The sequence below is a fragment of the Hymenobacter perfusus genome (genome assembly GCF_003944765.1).
GTDB classification, from domain to species: Bacteria; Bacteroidota; Bacteroidia; order Cytophagales; family Hymenobacteraceae; genus Hymenobacter; species Hymenobacter perfusus.
Map to the genome: position 1 here is coordinate 132,994 of NZ_RWIU01000007.1, position 15,553 is coordinate 148,546.

Genomic DNA, 15,553 nt, shown 5'->3' on the forward strand with positions numbered 1-15,553 from the left:
TAAAAACTGCCTATAAATGCGAATTACTCCCGACGAATTAGAATTGCTATTTGAGAAAACGGCTGACTATCTAAAAAGTAATGGTCGGCACTTTGAAATACAGACAGACTATTATGCTATCATTCCAACCGATGAGTGGGAGGAATTCGAGAAGCCTCAAATAGTAATTGGGTCTTTATTCGATGATGCAGCAGAATTGAAACGAGTGCTTGCCAACGAAATACCATTTACCTCAGTTGACTTGGATCGACTGGCCTCTTTGCTCAGAGCATTAAGCCAGTCGGTTAATCCTATTTAGCCAAATGCATCAATCAAAAAGCCCCGCTACAACTAAATAGCGGGGCTTTTTGATTGATTCTTCACAATTCGTGTTACGCCACGCCCGAACCCGGCCGTACGGGGCTGCTGGGCTGCATGAGGCTGAGGACGCCGTCGGCATTTTCGGCCATCAGGAGCATGCCCTGGCTTTGGATGCCTTTGATTTCGCGGGGGGCGAGGTTGAGCAACACCTGTACCTGCTGGCCGATGAGGGCCTCGGGCAGAAAGTGCTCGGCAATGCCCGATACGATGGTGCGCGGCTCCTCGAAACCGAGGTCTACGGAGAGCTTGAGGAGCTTTTTGGTTTTGGCGACCTTTTCGGCAGCTACGATGGTGCCGATGCGCAGGTCCATCTGCTGGAACTGCTCGAAGCTCACGTCCTCCTTGGCTGGGGCCGATACGGCGGCGGCCACCTCGTTGGCTTTCTTGGTGTCGAGTAGCTTCTGCACCTGGGCTTCCACGGTGGCGTCCTCGATTTTGGTGAACAGCAGGGCGGCTTCGGCCAGCTGGTGACCGGCGCACAGCGCGTCGGGGCGGCCGGCCTGGGGCCAGGTGCCTTTCTCGGTGTTCAGCATGCGGCCCAGGCGGGCGGCGGCTTCGGGCAGGAAGGGCTCCAGCAGCGTAACAAAGGCGGCGGCCAGCTGCAGCGACACGTGCAGCACGGTGCCGGTGCGGGCCTCGTCGGTTTTGATGAGCTTCCAGGGCTCTTGGTCGGCCAGGTACTTGTTGCCGAGGCGCGAGAGGTTCATCAGCTCGTTCAGGGCGTCGCGGAAGCGGTAGTTGTCAATCAGCTCCCCAATGCGGGCCGGGAACTCGCTCAGCTGGCGCAATACGTCTTCGTCCTCGGGGGTGAAGCCCACGGCGGCGGGCACTTTGCCTTCGAAGAACTTGTGGGTGAGCACCACGGCCCGGTTCACGAAGTTGCCGAGGTTGGCGACCAGCTCGTTGTTGTTGCGGGCTTGGAAGTCCTTCCAGGTGAAATCGTTGTCCTTGGTTTCGGGGGCGTTGGCGCAGAGCACGTAGCGGAGCACGTCGGCCTGGCCAGGGAAATCCTGCAGGTACTCGTGCAGCCACACGGCCCAGTTGCGGCTCGTGCTGATTTTGTCGCCTTCCAGGTTCAGGAACTCGTTGGCGGGCACGTTATCGGGCAGGATATAGTCGCCGTGGGCCTTGAGCATCGTGGGGAAGATGATGCAGTGGAATACGATGTTGTCCTTGCCGATGAAGTGGACCAGCTTGGTTTCGGGGTCTTTCCAGTAGGTTTCCCAGGTGTCGGGCAACAGGTCCTTGGTAGCCGAAATGTAGCCGATGGGCGCATCGAACCATACGTAGAGCACCTTGCCCTCGGCCCCGGCTACCGGCACGGGCACGCCCCAGTCCAGGTCGCGGGTGACGGCGCGGGGGTGCAGGCCCTGGTCAATCCACGATTTGCACTGGCCGTACACGTTGGCTTTCCAGTCCTGCTTGTGGCCTTCCACAATCCACTCGCGCAGCCAAGGCTCGTATTGGTCCAGAGGCAGGTACCAGTGCCTGGTTTCGCGCAACACGGGGTGGTTGCCCGAGAGCATGGAGCGGGGGTTGATGAGCTCGGTGGGGCTGAGCGAGGTGCCGCACTTCTCGCACTGGTCACCGTAGGCATTTTCGTTGCCGCAGTTGGGGCAGGTACCCACGATGTAGCGGTCGGCCAGAAACTGGTCGGCCTTCTCATCATAGTATTGTTCGGAGGTCTGCTCAATGAACTTGCCTTCCTCATAGAGCTTCTTGAAAAAGCCGCTAGCTACCTCGGCGTGCGTTTGGGAGGACGTGCGCGAGTAGATATCGAACGAAACACCGAAGTCCTGGAACGAGTCGCGGATGATGGCGTGGTACTTATCGACCACCTGCTGGGGCGTAACGCCCTCCTTTTGGGCCCGGATGGTGATGGGTACGCCGTGCTCATCGGAGCCGCAGATGAATTTTACGTCGCGCTGCTGGGCGCGCAGGTAGCGCACATATATGTCGGCGGGCAGGTACACGCCGGCCAGGTGGCCGATGTGCACGGGGCCGTTTGCGTAGGGCAGCGCGGCCGTGACGGTGTAGCGCTTGGGAAGAGAAGAGGCCATATCGGGAGCAGAAAGCAACTAAATCACAAGAAAGCCGCGGCCGGAAAGCCCACGGGAGTACAAAGGAACGAGGAATAAAGAGGAAAGCCGCAGCCGCTTTTGCGGGGGCTTCCTCGGGAAGCCATCAACTGCGCCGCTGGTTTCGCAGTAGCTGATGAGCAGTACAAACAACTTCACCTATAAATCCTTCTATATTTCGGCCACTTACGGCGGCGGCTTACGTACTAAAACCAGGTAATTCTCTCCCCATCTGCACTACGTCATGAAAAACACCGAACAGGAAAAACCGGCCAAAAAGATCAAGAAGGAAAAAGATCCGGCTGAGAAGGCGCAGAAAAAAGCCGCCAAAGCCGCTAAATCGACTTCTACCGCCATTTCTGACACCCGTACCGCCAAGAAATCCAGTCAGAAGAAAGCTCTGAAATCGGCCGCTAAGCAGCTGCAAAAAGAGCTGGACGGCCGTATCAGCGAGGTGGTAAAGCGCATCCGTAAGGAAACCAAAGCCAAGCTACAGGAGGTGGTGAAAGATGCCACCCAGCGGCTGGACGCAGATATGGAACATCTTTTCGAGCAGGCGCTGCACACGATAGTGCGCCATCACGAAAATGGTACGCCGGCTGCTTCCGACAGCATCTCCACGACTTCCGAAGCCCCCGCAGCCGCACAGCCGACGCCCGCCCGCCCGGCCCGGAACCGCGCCAGCCGCTCAGCTACAGCCAAAGCAGCGCCAGCTAAAGCAGCCGTACCAGCTGCCACTAAACCCGCCGCGGCGCAGTCGGCCCCGCCCCGCCGCACGCGCCCCGCAGCCAGCAAACCAGCCGCTACGGCCACCCCGGACGCTTCCGGCGAAGCTACCGCATAGCGCCTGGCCCGTACTGTTACTGCCACACGGCCCGCTTCCTGATGCAGGAGGCGGGCCGTGTGCGGTACTAGCAATGGCTTGGTATTATTGAGGCAGGCGCAAGGTGTCGGTGGGGGCCCCGTTTACGCGGCGCAGGCGGGTTTCGGGCGTGGTTGTGTTGTTGTCGTTGGTGTTCAGGGTTTCGGGCCGCTTGCGCGAGTTAATTCCGCTGGCCTGTTCGCGCACGGGTACCCGGCCGGGCGTAGCGTCGGGCACCGAGCCGCCGTAGCCGGCGTTGCTGTTGTAGGCCGCCTGGCGGTCAGCATCGGTGAGGATGCGGGCGGGTGGGCGGCGCACGGCAGCCTCCTCCCCTATGGTTTCCGAGGTTGTACAGGCCCCCAGCAGCACCAGGGCGGGTAATAGCAACAGCCGTTTCATACGCAAAAAGCAAAGAAGCCAGCCCAATCCGGACTGGCTTCTCTGATAAACGGACTTACGGTCGGGAGGTTGACTTCTAGCCGTGAATCAGGTGCAAATCGGCCTGAATGCCGTTCCATAGGCCCACGCGAGCCTGCATGCACCGCACAGCTACGGCCCGACTTTCTTCCCAGCGCCGGGCATCCTGGCCACATAGGTCGCGCACCATTTGCTGGGCTAGTGGCGTATGCACCTCCTCGTCCAGCTGGATGTGGCGGTTGAGGTAGTAGCTGAACGTGTCGAGCTGGCCGGGAAAGCGGTGGTTGAGGTCGGTTACCAGATGACGGAACATATCGGGAATTACGTCTTCGCGGCCGAAGGTGAAGGCGGCGGCCACCGCGTGCGGCTGCCCCGACTCGATGATGGCAAACGTACCCAAAACAAACTCCTGCACTGAAGCCGGTGCATTGGCCGCGTGCAGGGCCTCCGCTACCGAGTGACCGGCAGCCAGGGCATCCAGCAGCCGCTCGATGGGGCCAGTATCGGCGCCGCACTCCTGCATGGCGCGCAGGTACAGCTCAAAGTGGCTGGCGGGCCGGCCCTCGGGGTCCACATCGGTTTCCTCTTCCAGCACAATATCGTTGATAAGCCGGCGCGTAGCCGCGTTACCACGCGGCACCCACGGAATTTCCACGCACGTCAGCTCGCGCTGCAAAGCCTTCAGCAGCGACATAAAATCCCACACCGCAAACACGTGGTGCTGCATGAATACGCGCAAATCGTCGAGCGAGTGAAGGGACTGATATACGCTGTGCGCCACCAGTTGCTCGCGTGCCGGGGCCAGCGCCTGCTGCAGCTCGGCAATAGAGTCGGAATGAACCTGAGTTGACATAGAACGAAAGGAAAAGTGCAACGGAGCCCGCGCTCCGCAGCCACAACAAACGAAACGGCTCCCTGGCTTGGATTGCCAGGGAGCCGGGGACAAAACTAGTTGCCAGTTATTTAGTTGTCGGTAATACGCACTGACACCCTGTACCTTATTTCGTTTTCTCGAATACCATACCGTAGGAATCCATGCAGTAGCGCTGGCCGGTGGGCTTGGGGCCGTCGTTGAAGACGTGGCCGAGGTGGCCGCCGCACTTGGCGCACACCAGCTCGTCGCGGCTCATGCCCAGGCTGTTGTCGGCGGTTACTTTCAGGCTGTTTTCTGAGGCCGGGGCCCAGAAGCTGGGCCAGCCGGTACCCGATTCAAACTTGGTTTCGGAAGAGAAAAGCAGGTTGTGGTCGGCGGCGCAATAGTAATTACCCTTCTCGTGGTTGTCGTGGTAAGGGTTGTTGAAGGGCCGCTCGGTGCCCTGCTCGCGCAGAATGAAATACTGCTCCTTGGTAAGCTGGGCTTTCCACTGGGCATCAGTTTTGCGAACGGGAAACTCGTCGGGTTTGCCGGTTACTACCTTCGGCTTAGGATACGTTTTGGCCGCCGACGAGGGCTTAGTGCCGGACCGGGGCGAATCGGCCGCGTCCATTTTGGCGTCGCGGGCCGGTTTATTTTGCGAACAGGCCGAGTTCAGGGTCAGCACGGACAAAAGCAGCAGCAGGAAAGAAGAACGCATAAGATGGGAAAGAGAGAAAAGAGGAGAAAGAAGCCGCTGCTTTGGCAGGCTGGCGGCTTGTTGGCACAACATACGCAGCCGGGCACAGGTTCGGTCTTCATCCCTTGAATAGCCTTTTGTCTATATGCTCGGGAACCTCAGCAGCCCAATAAGTTGTCTATCTGCGCACGGTCTGTTTCTTCCTCACTCAGTCACAATTGATTACTGCACGTTTTTGCGCTAAACATTCCGTACCTTTGCACCCGGAAAAACCTTTGTATGCAGAACATTCGGAACATCGCCATTATCGCCCACGTTGACCACGGCAAGACGACGCTCGTGGACAAGATCATCCACGCCTCCAAGCTGTTCGACGAACACCAGCAGTTCGACGACCTGATCCTGGACAACAACGACCTGGAGCGTGAGCGGGGCATTACCATCGTCTCCAAGAACGTATCGGTACGTTACAAAGACGTTAAAATCAACATCATCGACACCCCTGGTCACGCCGACTTCGGCGGCGAGGTGGAGCGGGTGCTCAAGATGGCCGACGGCGTATTGCTGCTCGTCGATGCCTTCGAAGGTGCCATGCCCCAGACCCGTTTCGTACTGGGTAAAGCCATCGACCTGGGCCTGAAGCCCATCGTGGTGGTGAATAAGGTGGACAAAGAAAACTGCCGTCCCGACGAGGTGCACGAGCAGGTATTCGACCTTATGTTCAACCTGGGTGCCAACGAAGACCAGCTGGACTTCGTGACCCTGTACGGCTCCTCGAAGCAGGGCTGGATGAGCACCGACTGGAAAACCAAAACCGACAGCATCATTCCGTTGCTCGACGCGGTAGTGGCTTCCATTCCGCCGGCTCCTACCCTGGACGGCACCCCGCAGATGCAGGTTACCTCGCTCGACTACTCGTCGTTCGTGGGCCGTATCGCCATTGGCCGCGTGCACCGCGGTACGCTGAAAGAAGGCGCCAACATGAGCCTGGTGAAGCGTGATGGCACCATCAAAAAGGTAAAAATCAAAGAACTGCAGGTGTTCGAAGGCCTCGGCCGCACCAAGGTTTCGGAGGTTAGCTCCGGCGAAATCTGCGCCGTAACCGGCATCGAAGGCTTCGACATTGGTGATACGCTCGCCGATGCTGAGAACCCCGAAGGTCTGGCGGTTATCAGCATCGATGAACCGACGATGAACATGCTGTTCACCATCAACAACTCGCCCTTCTTCGGTAAGGAAGGCAAGTTCGTGACCTCGCGCCACCTGCGTGACCGTCTGTTCAAGGAAACCGAGAAAAACCTGGCCCTGCGCGTAAAGGAAACCGATAAGGAAGACACATTCCTGGTGTACGGCCGCGGTATTCTTCACTTGTCGGTACTCATCGAAACGATGCGCCGCGAAGGATTCGAGCTGCAGGTAGGCCAGCCGCAGGTACTGTTCCGCGAGGACGACAACGGCAACCGTACCGAGCCCATCGAGCACCTGGTGGTAGACGTACCGGAGGAAACCGCTGGCAAGGTTATCGAGTTGGTAACGATGCGCAAAGGCGAGCTGACCATCATGGAGCCCAAGGGCGACTTGCAGCACCTGGAGTTCAACATTCCAGCCCGGGGTCTGATTGGCCTGCGTAACAACGTGCTGACCGCCACCGCTGGTGAGGCCATCATGAACCACCGCTTCGCTTCGTACGAGCCATACAAGGGCGTAATTCCCGGCCGGATCAGCGGTTCGCTGATTGCCATGGAAACCGGCCCTGGTACTGCCTACACCATCGACAAGATGCAGGACCGCGGCGAGTTCTTCGTGGAGCCCGGCGAGGAAGTGTATGCCGGCCAGGTTATCGGCGAGCACACCCGTCCCAACGACCTGACCATCAACATTCAGAAAGGCAAGAAACTCACCAACATGCGTGCCTCGGGTACGGATGACAACGTGAAGATTGTGCCCAAGCGTCAGTTCTCGCTGGAGGAAGCCATGGAATACATCCAGAAGGATGAGTACCTGGAAGTAACCCCGAAATCGACGCGGATGCGCAAAATTCTGCTCGACGAGAACGAGCGTCTGCGCTCGGCCAAGAAAGTAGACTAGCTTTTTAAGCTGATGGCTCTTAGCCGTCAGGCTGTAAACAGGGGGCGTAGCCGATGGCTGCGCCCCCTGTTTTTGTTACCGTTAAGGTTGTCAGCTCCCAGCAGAATACTGACCAAAAGGCTTACCGCTCTATGCTCGTGCATAGGGTTGTTTGTGGGGCTTACGCGGGACATTTACCAGGCAGCGCGGTTGTAGACACAACCTCGGTTCCCTTACTGTTCCCCTTGCCTGACTACTTGCCCCCTGCCCGCTCGTCCCGCTGGCCGCTGATGCGGCAACGCTGGAGCAACCTGTTGTTTGCGCACTGGCCCGTGTCGCCGGAAGTACTGCGCCCCTACCTGCCGGACCGGCTGGAGCTGGACACTTACGACGGACAGGCGTGGCTGGGCGTGGTTCCGTTCACCATGAGCCACATCCGGCCGCTGGGTTTGCCGGCCGTACCGGGCCTGAGCGCGCTACATGAACTGAACGTGCGCACCTACGCTACCCTCGATGGCGTGCCGGGCGTGTGGTTTTTGTCGTTGGATGCCACGCAGCCGCTGGGCGTGTGGGCCGCCCGCACCCTGTTTCATCTGCCTTACCTGCACGCACGCATGCAGCTCACCGCCACCCCCGATGGCGCGTTGCACGCCACCGCCACGCGCACGCACCACGGCGAGGCGGCGGCTACGTTTGCGGCGTCCTGGCTGCCGGGGGCCGCGCTGCCACTGGCCCGGCCCGGCTCTTTGGCGTATTTCCTGACGGAACGATATCACCTCTACACGGCCGGCCACACGGTACGCGCCGGCCGGCACGGGGCAGGTTTGTGGCGGGGCCGGCTCTGGCACGAGCCGTGGGCATTGCGCGAGGCCACCCTCACGCACTGGGAATCCACGCTGGTAGAAAGCCACGCCCTGCCCACGCCGGTAGGCCCGCCATTGCTGCACGCCGCCGATAAGCTGGACGTGTGGGTGGAGGAGTTGCGGCGGGTTTGAGTTCCTACCGCTCTACCCGGAATTCGGTGTAGCCTTGTACTGGGCCGGATGTTACGCTCACCTTATCTACCCGGGCCGCTATGGGTCCCTGGTGGCACCAGGCTTCCAAAGCATCCAGCGCAGTGGCCGGACCTTCGGCTTCGATGGTCACGGTCCCGTCGGGGTTGTTGCGGGCATAGCCGCTGAGGCCCAGCTGCTGCGCCTGCCGCACGGTACTCTGACGGTAAAAAACGCCCTGCACGCGGCCAGAAACGTGCAGAATGCGGTGTTCGGGGAAGGACATACGAAGGAAGCTCCAAATAGAAAATCAGCGGAGGCTACTCCCGCTGGCGTACGGCCTCAAACGTGAGAATGGCCGTGGCGGTGCTCACGTTCAGCGAATCGATGGCCCCACGCATGGGAATGATGATGGTCTGGTCGCAGGCCTTCATGAGTTCCGGAGTGAGGCCATCGGCTTCGGTGCCCATTACCAGGGCCGTGGGGCCGCGAAAGTCGCAGGTGGTGTAGGCTACGGCGTGCTCGGTGAGGGCGGCGGCGTAGGTGCGGATGCCGTGCTGCCGGCACCAGGCCAGCAGCGCCTCTCGGGTGGTGGCCACGGTAGGCACCGTGAAGGAGCAGCCGATGCTGCTGCGAATGGCGTTGGGGTTAAACAAATCGGTGCGCGGGTCGCAGACGATGACGGCCGTAGCCTGCGCTGCATCGGCAGTGCGCAGGATGGCTCCCAGGTTACCGGGCTTCTCCACGGCTTCCAGCACCAGCAGCAACGGCGCGTCGGGTAGCACCAGGTCCTCCAGCGCCAGTTGGGGCGGACGGGCCAGGGCCAGCACGCCGTCGGAACCTTCCCGGTAGGCGACCTTCTCGAACACTGCCTTCGATACCTCAAACCACTCCGTAGAGCCGCCGCCAAACAGCTCCTCCAGCTGCCGCCGCCGCTCGGTACCGGCCAGATCGGGGCATACGAACAAAGCGGGAATGGCCACGCCCGCGCCGTGAGCAATGGTCAGTTCCCGCAGGCCCTCGATAATGGTGAGGCCCTGCGCCCGGCGCTCCGACGACTTTTGCTGCAGCTTGAGCAGGTTTTTGATGCGTGGATTCTGGGGCGAGGTAATCGGGTCGAAGAGGGGCATGGCGGCAGACACCGGCGGCAGAGGAACCACTCGGATTTCGGGCAAAGATACGGAAGCCAACCCGCCCCCCCGGCCGGCCGTTGTAGGCCCAGCCAACTGCCCGCCGTACCTTACGGCCGTTTTCCGCGCCTTCTGTTCCTGCTCCTTCCTATGGGCCTCAAGCTCAACACCAAAATTATTCTGGGTTTTGTTATTGCCGTGGGCGTATTGCTGCTGACCTCGGCTATTTCCTGGTACAGTATTCAGCAGCTGGGCTTCTACACGCGGCAGGTGGAGCACACCTACCAGGTGCTGGAAAATGCCTCCAGCCTGCGCGGCCACCTGCGCGACGCCCAGAGCCAGGTGCGCGGCTATCTGCTGCTGAACGACACTACTTACCTGCCCGGTTTCGAAACCAGCATTCCTGCTGCCCAGGCCGACCTGCTGACCTTGCAGGGCCTGACCCTCGACAATGGCGCCCAGCAGAAGCGCCTTGATTCGCTGGCGGCCAGTATTAAGGAGGAGTTTGCTTACCTGCGCCGCTGGACCATGCTGACGCCTTCCGCCGAGTCGGTACGCCGCCTCGTGCGCCTTGACCGGGAGCGGCAGCTGCAGCTGCGGGCCCTCATCATGCGGGTGCAGCTAGAGGAGCAGGAGCTGCTGAAGGAGCGGCGGCGGCGGCAGGATTTCTTCGAGAATACTACCCCGGCGGCCGTTGTGGTATCGGCCGTGCTGGCCGCTCTCATCGTCTTCTGGCTGTTCACCAAAATCACGCGGGAGCTGCGGGCCAATGAGCAGCTGCAGGCCGAGCTGGCCCGTACTAACGATGACGTAGCCCGCCGCATTCAGCTCATTGAGAGCCTGGCCAACCGGGTAGTGCAGGGCGATTATACCGTGAAGATTTCGGATCAGGAGCAGGACACGCTGGGCAATCTGGCAACGTCTCTCAACCACATGACCCAGACGCTGGACAACAGCTTCACAGCCCTCGAAAACCGAAACCGCGAGCTGGACCAGTTTGCCTACGTGGCTTCTCACGACCTCAAGGCCCCGTTACGAGGGGTGCTGACGGTGGTGAAGTGGATTGAGGACGAGCTGCCCCACGAGCTCAGCGACCAGATGCGCCAGTACCTGGGCATGATGAAGGGCCGCCTGCACCGCCTCGAAGACCTCATTAACGGGCTGCTGGCCTACGCCCGCGCCGGCCGCACCGAGCGCAAGCTGGAGGAAGTAAATGTGCATCAGCTGGTGAGCGAAGTAACCGAGCTGGTAATTCCGCCCTCGTTCCGGGTGGAAACACCAACGCCGCTGCCGGTTTTCGTGACGGACCGGCTCAGCCTGCAACAGGTGTTCACCAACCTGATGGGCAACGCCGCCAAGTATCACAACCGCCCCGATGGCCTCATCAGCGTAAGCTGCCGCGACCTGGGCACGTGCTTCGAGTTCCGGGTGCAGGACGACGGCCCCGGTATTGCGCCCCAGTTTCAGCAAAAGGTGTTCCTGCTGTTCCAGACCCTGCGCGACCGGGATACGGTGGAGAGTACCGGTATCGGCCTCAGCATCGTCAAGCGCATTATTGAGGAACAGAAAGGCACCATTCACATCGAATCCGAAGAAGGCAAAGGTGCCGCCTTCATCTTCACCTGGCAGAAGAACTAGCGTGTGAGAGTATGAGAGTGTGAGTTATCATTTATTCCCCCCACACCCTCCTACCCTCACACCCTCCTACCTCCCATCCCCCCTACCCCATCTCCCATGCGTTCTGTACTGCTTGTTGAAGACGACTTTTTTGATACGATGACGGCCAAGAAGGCCTTTGAGAAATTCAGCGTACCACACCAGCTGCATACAGCCTTCAACGGGCTGGAGGCGCTGGATCTGCTGCTGGGCACCAACGGCGTGGAGCCCATCCGGCCCCTACCCGAGGTGATTCTGCTGGATCTGAACATGCCCAAAATGAACGGCCACGAGTTTCTGGCCGAAATCCGGACCCATCCCGAGCTGAGCGAAATTCCGGTCTTCATCACCACCACCTCCGGCATGGATGTGGACCGCCTGAACGCCCAGAACCTGGGCGTGAGCGGCTACATTCTGAAACCCCTGGATTTTGAGTCCAGCGTTGATATGGTGGATAGCATGAGTCTGCTGGAAAAACTGCTCCGTTAAGTCTGGCACCTTATGCAACTGCTTTTTGAGAACCCGCATTGTCGAATTTTTCTGGACGATACCGTTCCGGCCCTGGTGCAGGTATGGGATGGTTTTGTCACCGGCGAGCCGCTGCGTGACGCCCACGAGGCTACCCTGCGCCTGCTCCAGACGCACCAGCTGGGCCGGATACTGGCCGATACCCGCGCCATGCGCGTGATTCCGCGTGCCGACCAGCAGTGGATTACCGAGCACTTTTTGCCCCGCGCCCTGGCGGCCGGTTTCCGCCGGTCGGCTATTCTGGTGGCCGAGGACGCTTTCAACCGTACCTCGATACAAAACATTCTGGCCCAGATAACGCCGGAAGAAGTCTTTGAGGCGCGGCACTTCCATGATACCGAGGAAGCCCGCCAGTGGCTGCGCCTGGGCTAACCGCCCACTGCATGCAACCGGCGCGGGCACAAGTCACTCTTCCGCAGGAAGTCGGATGGTTTTGCCACAGCAGAAAGCCCGTTGCCGCAGCAACGGGCACGGCTTTTGCGCCGTGCCGACGGCCGGCAAAACCAGATTCTCCAGCCGGAGAATCAAGGACCCGTTGTCGTCTTGGTATGCGCCTGCAAAGCCGGGCACTTTCCGCCGCCAACGGCCGTTGAAGCGGTGCTTTGGCCAGTTGCCGGCCGGCGACGGCTTCACCGCTTCCTCACGTTGGCAGCCTCTTATTTCGGTCATTCTGCTTACTTGCCTGTATGTTACTCCGCTCCCTTCCTCTACTGGCCTTCTGGGCGCTGGCGGCTCCGGCCCTGGCCCAGCAAACACCCCGCGAGTTGAACACGCTGCCCGGTGCGCCTGCTGCCGCGCCGGCCCCCGTAGTGCCGGCTCCAACGCCAGCCACTACGGTTGCTCCGGCGCCGGACACCACCCGCCGCGCGCCCGCGCCCCGTACGCTGGCCGCGCCTCCTGCCCTGCCCGATTCGGCCCGTACTCCGCGCCAGGTGCTGCCGCCGGCCAACACCACCCGCTACGCCGTGGGGCTGAAGTCGGGGCAGGTGCTGCGCGGCTACGATGTGGAGCTGAAGCAGCCGCTGCTGGGCCGCACCTTCCTGCTCATTGATGGGCAACAGCGGTTCGAGCTGAATGATGTGCGGTATTATGAGGATGAAACCGGGTTTTACGTGCGCACCACCCTGCCGGGCCGCTCCAAGCGCGAAAGCACGCTGCGCCGCGACCGGGTGGGCCGCATCAGCCTGTATTCCATCACCAGCCAGCAATACATGAACAATGGCGGTTTCGGCTCGCCTTACGGTATGGGTCGCTACGGTGGTTTCGGGGGCTACCCGTACGGGGGCGGCTATGGTGGCTACCGCACGGTGCGCACGGAGTATTTCAGCAAGGATAACGGCCCGATTGAAGACCTGAGCATCAAGAATCTGCAACTGGCTACCCAGGACAGCCCCGGCTCGCAGCAGCTCCTGGCCAACGCCCGCCGCTACCAGACCTATACTACACTCAGCTACGTGGGCGCCGGTGGCCTGCTGCTGGCCGGAGTACTTTCCAGCTTTAGCGGCAGCAACGGCTTTTCGGTGTCGCCGCTGGTGTATGCGGCCATTCCGCTGGCCATCGTGCCGTTGGTAATTGGCGGGAAGCAGCAGAACAGCATCAAACAGGCCATTCTGCTCTACAACCGGGGGCAATAGGCCTGATAGGTGTAGCTTACCTCAATGCCTCGCCGGCCCACCGGCGGGGCATTTTGTTTGCTGATCAGACAGCCACGAGGATGTTGCTTCGCGTAGGCAGGCAGGTGAAGTCATCTGTTTTTTCCGATTCGCTGACCGAGCGTCAGGAGCTGGCCTTGTGGGTCCATGCCAAGCTGTGCGCCGAATACGGGGCTCCTTTCCCTTTTTTCAGCACCAAAGACCCGCTCAGTGAGCTCATCAGCTCATTGCTTTCCCATCGCACCCGCAACCAGGATTCGCACCGGGCCTACCAGCAGTTGCGGGCCCGCTTCCCGACCTGGGATGAGGTGCGGGATGCGCCGGTAGCCGAGGTGGAAGCCGCCATCAGCCCCTGCACCTGGCCCGAGCAGAAAGCGCCCCGCCTCCAGCAGGTGCTGCGCGAAGTAAGCCACCGCTGCGACGGCGGACCCTGTCAGCTGGAATTCCTGGCCGATTTACCGATTCCGGAGGCGCGGGCCTGGCTGGAGCAACTGCCCGGCGTGGGGCCCAAAACCAGCGCGGCCGTGTTACTGTTCAGCACCCTGCGCCGCCCCGCCATGCCCGTAGACAGCCACCATCACCGCGTGGCCCAGCGGCTGGGTCTCATCGGCCCGAAAGTGGGCGAGGCCGCCGCCCACGCGCAGCTGGCAGCCCTCCTCCCTCCCGACTGGGATGTGCAGCTGGTGTACGACCACCATGAGGCCCTGATGTTCCACGGACAGAAGTGCTGCTACTTCCACACGCCAGCCTGCGGGCGGTGCGTGGTGCTGGCGCGATGCCCGTTCGGGCAGAGCCGGGTTTCGTAATTTTCTGCATCTTTCCGCTCTCCTGTTCCTCTTGTGCTATGAAAACCACGTACGGCCTGCCCGCCCTGCTTTCCATCTTCGTACCCGGCCTGGGCCAGCTCATCAAGGGCCAGATTCTGAAGGCCTTTTTGATCTGGGCGGTGGGCGGCACCATCAGCTTTTTCCTGGTCTGGACCATTGTAGTGCCCTTCCTGATCTGGGCCTGGAACGTGTATGATGCCTATAACGACCCGGCCTAGCGTGTGCCCATTCTGCACCTGAAAGCCCGGCCCAACGGCCGCCGCAACCAGCTGGAAGTACTGGCCGATGGCACTATAACAGTCCGGCTGAATGCCCCGGCCCAGGATGGTAAGGCCAACGCCTGCCTGCTGGAATACCTGGCCGGAGTATTTGGCGTGAGCAAATCCAGCGTTACGCTGCTGGGCGGGCACACGGCTCCGTTCAAAAAAGTAGAGGTAACGGGCCTCACCGAAAGCGAATTTGCGGCCGTACTGACGCAGTTTCGGGTGGCTTAACCGTATCCTTTCCGGAGCCTCCGGCGTTGAACGGGCACCGCTGGCGTTGGGCTGGCGGCTTCCCGCCCTTCTCCCCTCCGTTATGTACGCTTTTCCTACCTGGGCCGTGGCCGGCTTCTGGGGCCTGGTTTCGGGCTCCGCACTGTTGCTGGGCGCGGCCATCGGCTACTTCGCCAACGTACCGCAACGGCTTATTGCGGCCATTATGGCATTTGGCAGCGGCGTACTCATCTCCACCCTTTCGCTGGAGCTGATGGAGGAAGCCTACAAAAAAGGCGGCTTCGACTCAACGGGCCTGGGCTTTGTGGGCGGTGCTGTGGTGTACACGCTGGCGAACTGGCTGCTGGCCCGCTACGGAGCCAAGCACCGCAAACGCTCCGGTGAGCACCAGTCCGAGGAGCGCACCGCCGTGCAAAAGGGCCATACCGAAGGCAACGAATCCGGCGACGACAACGGCATGGCCTTGGCCATCGGGGCGTTGCTGGATGGCATTCCCGAAAGCATTGTCATCGGGCTGAGCATGCTGGCCGGAGGTGGCGTGAGCATGGTGGCGGTAGTGGCCATTTTCCTCAGCAACCTGCCCGAGGGCCTGAGCAGCGCCGCCGGCATGCGCAAAGCCGGCCGCCGGCCCGCGTATGTGCTGGGACTCTGGGCCGGTATTGCGGTTATTTCGGGGGTTGCTTCGCTGATTGGCTACACCGTATTCAGCGGCTTCTCGCCCGAGGTAGTGGCCGCTACTACGGCCGTAGCCGCCGGTGCCGTGCTGGCCATGATTGCCGATACCATGATTCCGGAGGCCTTCGAAGTAGCCCACAATTTCACGGGTTTGATTACCGTGCTGGGCTTTCTGGTATCGTTCGTGCTCAGCAAGCTGGGCGAGTAATCAAGTCAGAAAAGGTAAAAGTCAAAGCCCCGGTCAAGTGGAGCTTTGACTTTT

The 15,553-nt window shown here is 60.7% G+C and carries 18 protein-coding genes; 12 read left to right on the forward strand and 6 right to left on the reverse strand.

The annotated features are described in order from the left end of the window. Window positions 1-16 precede the first annotated feature (16 nt). Complete coding sequence (locus EI293_RS18350; RefSeq protein WP_125440006.1) at window positions 17-298, forward strand: hypothetical protein; 282 nt, start codon at window positions 17-19, stop codon at window positions 296-298. A gap of 73 nt (window positions 299-371) precedes the next feature. Here the strand turns inward: EI293_RS18350 and metG are convergent, their stop codons facing one another. After that, window positions 372-2,420 (reverse strand): methionine--tRNA ligase, encoded by a 2,049-nt coding sequence (metG, locus tag EI293_RS18355; RefSeq protein WP_125440007.1) that lies wholly within the window; start codon window positions 2,418-2,420, stop codon window positions 372-374. A gap of 262 nt (window positions 2,421-2,682) precedes the next feature. Here metG and EI293_RS22150 point away from each other — a divergent pair, with 262 nt between their 5' ends. Further along, on the forward strand, window positions 2,683-3,282 hold the full coding sequence (locus EI293_RS22150) for a hypothetical protein (RefSeq protein WP_170170438.1): 600 nt from the start codon (window positions 2,683-2,685) through the stop codon (window positions 3,280-3,282). 84 nt (window positions 3,283-3,366) lie between these two features. On the opposite strand, the gene EI293_RS18365 is transcribed toward EI293_RS22150, so the two are convergent. From EI293_RS18365 to msrB, 3 genes are all read right to left on the reverse strand, one after another. Then, complete coding sequence (locus EI293_RS18365; RefSeq protein WP_125440009.1) at window positions 3,367-3,699, reverse strand: hypothetical protein; 333 nt, start codon at window positions 3,697-3,699, stop codon at window positions 3,367-3,369. Between the two features lie 76 nt (window positions 3,700-3,775). Then, the gene (locus tag EI293_RS18370) at window positions 3,776-4,570 is read right to left on the reverse strand and encodes a DUF3050 domain-containing protein (RefSeq protein WP_125440010.1); all 795 of its coding nucleotides are present in this window, start codon (window positions 4,568-4,570) and stop codon (window positions 3,776-3,778) included. A 145-nt stretch (window positions 4,571-4,715) separates the two neighbouring features. Next, window positions 4,716-5,291, reverse strand: a complete 576-nt coding sequence (gene msrB / locus EI293_RS18375) for a peptide-methionine (R)-S-oxide reductase MsrB (RefSeq protein WP_125440011.1) — start codon at window positions 5,289-5,291, stop codon at window positions 4,716-4,718. A gap of 258 nt (window positions 5,292-5,549) precedes the next feature. Here msrB and typA point away from each other — a divergent pair, with 258 nt between their 5' ends. Beyond that, complete coding sequence (gene typA, locus EI293_RS18380) at window positions 5,550-7,358, forward strand: translational GTPase TypA (RefSeq protein ID WP_125440012.1); 1,809 nt, start codon at window positions 5,550-5,552, stop codon at window positions 7,356-7,358. 224 nt (window positions 7,359-7,582) lie between these two features. Next, the gene (locus EI293_RS18385; RefSeq protein ID WP_211339616.1) at window positions 7,583-8,332 is read left to right on the forward strand and encodes a YqjF family protein; all 750 of its coding nucleotides are present in this window, start codon (window positions 7,583-7,585) and stop codon (window positions 8,330-8,332) included. Window positions 8,333-8,336: 4 nt separating this feature from the next. On the opposite strand, the gene EI293_RS18390 is transcribed toward EI293_RS18385, so the two are convergent. Next, window positions 8,337-8,615, reverse strand: coding sequence for an acylphosphatase (locus tag EI293_RS18390; RefSeq protein WP_125440013.1), 279 nt, complete (start codon window positions 8,613-8,615; stop codon window positions 8,337-8,339). A 34-nt stretch (window positions 8,616-8,649) separates the two neighbouring features. Next, window positions 8,650-9,504, reverse strand: a complete 855-nt coding sequence (locus EI293_RS18395; protein ID WP_246010727.1) for a TrmH family RNA methyltransferase — start codon at window positions 9,502-9,504, stop codon at window positions 8,650-8,652. 105 nt (window positions 9,505-9,609) lie between these two features. Between EI293_RS18395 and EI293_RS18400 the strand changes: the two genes are divergently transcribed. The 8 genes from EI293_RS18400 (at window position 9,610) to EI293_RS18435 (ending at window position 15,499) form a co-directional block, all read left to right on the forward strand. Beyond that, a complete protein-coding gene (locus EI293_RS18400; protein WP_125440015.1) occupies window positions 9,610-11,097 on the forward strand; it encodes a sensor histidine kinase in 1,488 nt (495 codons plus the stop codon). Between the two features lie 96 nt (window positions 11,098-11,193). After that, the gene (locus EI293_RS18405; protein ID WP_125440016.1) at window positions 11,194-11,604 is read left to right on the forward strand and encodes a response regulator; all 411 of its coding nucleotides are present in this window, start codon (window positions 11,194-11,196) and stop codon (window positions 11,602-11,604) included. A 12-nt stretch (window positions 11,605-11,616) separates the two neighbouring features. After that, window positions 11,617-12,015 (forward strand): STAS/SEC14 domain-containing protein, encoded by a 399-nt coding sequence (locus tag EI293_RS18410; protein ID WP_125440017.1) that lies wholly within the window; start codon window positions 11,617-11,619, stop codon window positions 12,013-12,015. Between the two features lie 314 nt (window positions 12,016-12,329). Then, entirely contained in the window at window positions 12,330-13,277 is a 948-nt protein-coding gene (locus tag EI293_RS22275; protein WP_211339617.1) for a hypothetical protein, read from the forward strand. 80 nt (window positions 13,278-13,357) lie between these two features. Continuing rightward, window positions 13,358-14,101 carry an endonuclease III domain-containing protein gene (locus EI293_RS18420; protein ID WP_125440018.1) on the forward strand — a complete coding sequence of 248 codons (744 nt, stop codon included), beginning with the start codon at window positions 13,358-13,360 and terminating at the stop codon, window positions 14,099-14,101. A 38-nt stretch (window positions 14,102-14,139) separates the two neighbouring features. Next, window positions 14,140-14,340: a hypothetical protein gene (locus EI293_RS18425; RefSeq protein ID WP_125440019.1), complete on the forward strand. Its 201-nt coding sequence runs from the start codon at window positions 14,140-14,142 to the stop codon at window positions 14,338-14,340. A 3-nt stretch (window positions 14,341-14,343) separates the two neighbouring features. Continuing rightward, window positions 14,344-14,616 (forward strand): DUF167 domain-containing protein, encoded by a 273-nt coding sequence (locus EI293_RS18430; protein WP_125440020.1) that lies wholly within the window; start codon window positions 14,344-14,346, stop codon window positions 14,614-14,616. A gap of 82 nt (window positions 14,617-14,698) precedes the next feature. After that, on the forward strand, window positions 14,699-15,499 hold the full coding sequence (locus EI293_RS18435) for a ZIP family metal transporter (RefSeq protein ID WP_125440021.1): 801 nt from the start codon (window positions 14,699-14,701) through the stop codon (window positions 15,497-15,499). The last annotated feature ends 54 nt before the right edge of the window (window positions 15,500-15,553 follow it).

Coding starts and splice junctions, on each gene's coding strand:
- EI293_RS18435 (WP_125440021.1), top strand. CDS start 14,699: ATGTACGCTTTTCCTACCTGGGCCGTGGCCGGCTTCTGGGGCCTGGTT.
- EI293_RS18425 (WP_125440019.1), top strand. CDS start 14,140: ATGAAAACCACGTACGGCCTGCCCGCCCTGCTTTCCATCTTCGTACCC.
- EI293_RS18405 (WP_125440016.1), top strand. CDS start 11,194: ATGCGTTCTGTACTGCTTGTTGAAGACGACTTTTTTGATACGATGACG.
- EI293_RS18370 (WP_125440010.1), bottom strand. CDS start 4,570: ATGTCAACTCAGGTTCATTCCGACTCTATTGCCGAGCTGCAGCAGGCG.
- msrB (WP_125440011.1), bottom strand. CDS start 5,291: ATGCGTTCTTCTTTCCTGCTGCTGCTTTTGTCCGTGCTGACCCTGAAC.
- EI293_RS18390 (WP_125440013.1), bottom strand. CDS start 8,615: ATGTCCTTCCCCGAACACCGCATTCTGCACGTTTCTGGCCGCGTGCAG.
- EI293_RS18350 (WP_125440006.1), top strand. CDS start 17: ATGCGAATTACTCCCGACGAATTAGAATTGCTATTTGAGAAAACGGCT.
- EI293_RS18420 (WP_125440018.1), top strand. CDS start 13,358: ATGTTGCTTCGCGTAGGCAGGCAGGTGAAGTCATCTGTTTTTTCCGAT.
- EI293_RS18365 (WP_125440009.1), bottom strand. CDS start 3,699: ATGAAACGGCTGTTGCTATTACCCGCCCTGGTGCTGCTGGGGGCCTGT.
- EI293_RS18400 (WP_125440015.1), top strand. CDS start 9,610: ATGGGCCTCAAGCTCAACACCAAAATTATTCTGGGTTTTGTTATTGCC.
- EI293_RS22150 (WP_170170438.1), top strand. CDS start 2,683: ATGAAAAACACCGAACAGGAAAAACCGGCCAAAAAGATCAAGAAGGAA.
- typA (WP_125440012.1), top strand. CDS start 5,550: ATGCAGAACATTCGGAACATCGCCATTATCGCCCACGTTGACCACGGC.
- metG (WP_125440007.1), bottom strand. CDS start 2,420: ATGGCCTCTTCTCTTCCCAAGCGCTACACCGTCACGGCCGCGCTGCCC.
- EI293_RS18410 (WP_125440017.1), top strand. CDS start 11,617: ATGCAACTGCTTTTTGAGAACCCGCATTGTCGAATTTTTCTGGACGAT.
- EI293_RS22275 (WP_211339617.1), top strand. CDS start 12,330: ATGTTACTCCGCTCCCTTCCTCTACTGGCCTTCTGGGCGCTGGCGGCT.